This is a genomic window from Kitasatospora sp. NPDC058444 (genome assembly GCF_042721415.1).
Lineage (GTDB): Bacteria > Actinomycetota > Actinomycetes > Streptomycetales > Streptomycetaceae > Kitasatospora.
This window is the reverse complement of record NZ_JBHXLL010000092.1, coordinates 1-3,095: the sequence shown is the minus strand read 5'-3', so window position 1 is coordinate 3,095 and position 3,095 is coordinate 1. Positions and strand designations below refer to the sequence as shown.

Genomic DNA, 3,095 nt, shown 5'->3' with positions numbered 1-3,095 from the left:
CGGCAACGCCGCATCCTTTCCCCGGCTTTTCTTTACTTGAGCGCCATCTCTTTATTTCGTCATTCGTGAGCATGTAACGCCCGCCGCAGTCTCACGGCAGGAGCGTAGCGACCGAGTGAGCGAGGAGGCGTCATTTCATCGACACCTGCATTTCGCACTTACGCCCCGCAGCCGCATTTTTTCCCCTGCCACATGAAGCACTTCCCTGAGTCACCACTCCGAACTAACATATTAAGCCAGTATACACTCCGCTAGCGCTACGTGACTGGTTCAGGGCTGCGCCCCGAAACCCGCTAAAACCACTGACGCGCCTGCGGCTTGTCCAACACCGCGCCGAACGGGAAAAGATTTCCCGCCCGTCCCGGCGTTATCAGGAGGCCGGATTGGCAGACAAACGCAGCAAAATGCTCACCATGTGGGTGACCGAAGATGAGCACCGCCGTCTGCTGGAGCGCTGCGACGGTAAACAGCTCGCGGCCTGGATGCGGCAGACGTGCCTGGACGAGAAGCCCGCCCGAACCGGCAAACTTCCCTCGCTCTCGCCGGCGCTGCTTCGTCAGCTTGCCGGCATGGGGAACAACCTTAACCAGATTGCCCGGCAGGTTAACGGCGGTGGCGGCAGCGGGCACGACCGCGTGCAGGTTGTCGCCGCGCTGATGGCCATCGATGCCGGACTCGAGCGGCTGCGGCACGCCGTGCTGGAAAAGGGGGCAGACGATGATCGTTAAGTTTCACCCCCGGGGGCGCGGCGGTGGCGCCGGGCCTGTGGATTACCTGCTGGGCAAAGACCGCCAGCGCGAAGGTGCCAGCGTTCTGCAGGGGAAGCCGGAGGAAGTCCGGGAGCTTATCGACGCCTCGCCCTACGCCAAAAAATACACATCCGGCGTCCTGTCTTTTGCCGAACAGGACTTACCGCCCGGCCAGCGTGAAAAGCTGATGGCGAGCTTCGAGCGGGTTCTGATGCCCGGACTCGATAAAGACCAGTACAGCGTGCTGTGGGTTGAGCACCGGGACAAAGGGAGGCTGGAGCTGAACTTCCTGATCCCGAACACGGAGCTGCTGACCGGCAGGCGTCTCCAGCCGTATTACGACCGCGCCGACCGACCGCGCATCGATGCCTGGCAGACCATTGTGAACGGCAGGCTGGGGCTGCACGATCCAAACGCGCCGGAAAACCGGCGGGCGCTGGTCACGCCGTCCGCGCTGCCGGAAACGAAGCAGGAAGCCGCCCAGGCGATTACGCGGGGTTTACTGGCCTTAGCCTCGTCCGGGGAGCTGAAAACCCGTCAGGACGTCACTGAGGCGCTGGAAAGCGCTGGTTTTGAGGTGGTGCGCACTACAAAAAGCAGCATCAGCATTGCCGACCCGGACGGGGGGCGAAACATCCGACTGAAGGGAGCCATCTATGAACAGTCTTTTAACGCTGGCGAAGGACTTAGAGCAGAAATCGAAAGCGCAGCAGCAGAGTACCGGCGAGATGCTGAAAGCCGCATTCAGCGAGCACGAGAAGTCTGTCAGAGCGGAACTGAGCGAAAGCGAGAAGAGAATCAGCGCCGCCATCCTCGAGCACGACCGGAAGCTGTCCTCAGCCATGAGCCAGCGCACGAAAGGGATGCTGCGCATGGTCAGCCAGACGTGGCTGACCATCGTCCTGGTGTCCGCGCTGCTGATCGCTTCGAGCGCGGCCATTCTGTGGTGGCAGAGTCAGCAGATACTCGACAATTACACGACCATCCGGGAGCAGAAGAGCACGCAGGCTATGCTGTCCGATCGGAACAGCGGCGTGCAGCTCTCGACCTGCGGCGATCAGAGACGCCGCTGCGTGAGGGTGAACCCGGAAGCGGGACGGTTCGGAGAGGATTCGAGCTGGATGATACTGGCGGGGAAATAGCACATGACGGAGCTGGAAAAACAGTTGCTGAGCGCATTAGAGCAGCTACAGCAGGACTACTCGAAAAGGCTGGACGAGTGGGAGAACGCCTTCGCGGAATGGCGGACGATGTCTGGTCTTATGCAACGGGAGAACGCGGCGCTGAGCGAGCGCGTCACGGTCTTGAGCAGGCAGGTGCAGAGTTTGAGCGATCAGCTGCGCCGGTTGTCGCAAGGCTGAACGGAATCGAGGCGCACCGGGAGCAGCAGCGGGCGGCGCAGCACCAGAAAGCGCTGGAGCTGGAACGATCGCAGCGCCAGCGGACGTATGACGGTCCGTCGCTGTAACAAACCGGATAAAACGGGGGGGGCGGCGCAGATCCCCGCCGAAAGCCGGTGCCATTCACCCGGTTGCATGGCTATGCAGTCGGGTGAAATTTATCTGACGCGGAATGCGCGATTTAGTGGGGAGTTTACTGCCGGTTTTACCGGGCTGACGCCGCTTTCGCGCCGAACCCGCCCTGAGGCGGTGCCGGAAAGCACTGTTATGGTAAATGCGGAGTTAATGCATGCTCTTTTGACGTCACTTTTAAACTAAATTGACGTCCTGACGTCTAGTTAGTATTATTATTTTATACAAAAATACTGGATTTATAAACATGTCTTTGGCTCCTGGTGTTGTTCGTGACTCGATAATTGAATGTTTTTTAAGGCTTGGAAGAGAAGCTTCTATTGAGGAGATAACCAACGCTGTTTATTTGAAAATTGGAGAAATTTCAAAATCTTCTGTACGTTCATATCTGAGTTTAAATACCCCTGGTCTGTTCGAACGAGTAGATCGCGGTGTCTATCGCTTAAATGGTGATGCTGGTATTACTCCCTCCTTAGATTTGACGTCTTCACCTAAGGCTGTTGGGAAATCGACGATTTTTTTTGATGATGCAATTGAATGGTTAAAAAGGCAAAAAGATAATTCAATTCATGCAGTTGTAACCGATCCTCCTTACGGATTAGTCGAGTATACAAAACAGCAGACTGAGAAACTAAGGGCAGGGAAAGGTGGTATTTGGAGAAAGCCGCCTTCCTTTGATGGACATAAGCGTGCGCCATTACCTCGCTTTACGGTTTTGCGGGAAGAAGATCTTAGAAATATATCATTATTTTTCAAAGAACTATCCTCGCAAGTCGAAAGGGTGGTTGTTCCTGGCGGGAATATAGTTATCGCA

General features: G+C 56.6%; 4 protein-coding genes and 1 pseudogene. All 5 read left to right on the top strand.

What is annotated here, in order from left to right:
- Positions 1-404 precede the first annotated feature (404 nt).
- Positions 405-728 (top strand): MobC family plasmid mobilization relaxosome protein, encoded by a 324-nt coding sequence (locus ACFWP2_RS39510; RefSeq protein ID WP_170989424.1) that lies wholly within the window; start codon positions 405-407, stop codon positions 726-728.
- Positions 667-1,083: pseudogene (locus tag ACFWP2_RS39505) on the top strand (relaxase/mobilization nuclease domain-containing protein); the annotation flags it as partial. The gene ACFWP2_RS39510 and the pseudogene ACFWP2_RS39505, both read left to right, overlap by 62 nt.
- A gap of 322 nt (positions 1,084-1,405) precedes the next feature.
- A complete protein-coding gene (locus tag ACFWP2_RS39500; protein WP_137502582.1) occupies positions 1,406-1,891 on the top strand; it encodes an MbeB family mobilization protein in 486 nt (161 codons plus the stop codon).
- A 3-nt stretch (positions 1,892-1,894) separates the two neighbouring features.
- Complete coding sequence (locus ACFWP2_RS39495) at positions 1,895-2,110, top strand: MbeD family mobilization/exclusion protein (RefSeq protein WP_079967714.1); 216 nt, start codon at positions 1,895-1,897, stop codon at positions 2,108-2,110.
- A gap of 418 nt (positions 2,111-2,528) precedes the next feature.
- A partial coding sequence (locus tag ACFWP2_RS39490) for a hypothetical protein (protein WP_380460952.1) occupies positions 2,529-3,095 on the top strand: 567 nt, incomplete at its 3' end.

Coding starts and splice junctions, on each gene's coding strand:
- ACFWP2_RS39495 (WP_079967714.1), top strand. CDS start 1,895: ATGACGGAGCTGGAAAAACAGTTGCTGAGCGCATTAGAGCAGCTACAG.
- ACFWP2_RS39510 (WP_170989424.1), top strand. CDS start 405: ATGCTCACCATGTGGGTGACCGAAGATGAGCACCGCCGTCTGCTGGAG.
- ACFWP2_RS39500 (WP_137502582.1), top strand. CDS start 1,406: ATGAACAGTCTTTTAACGCTGGCGAAGGACTTAGAGCAGAAATCGAAA.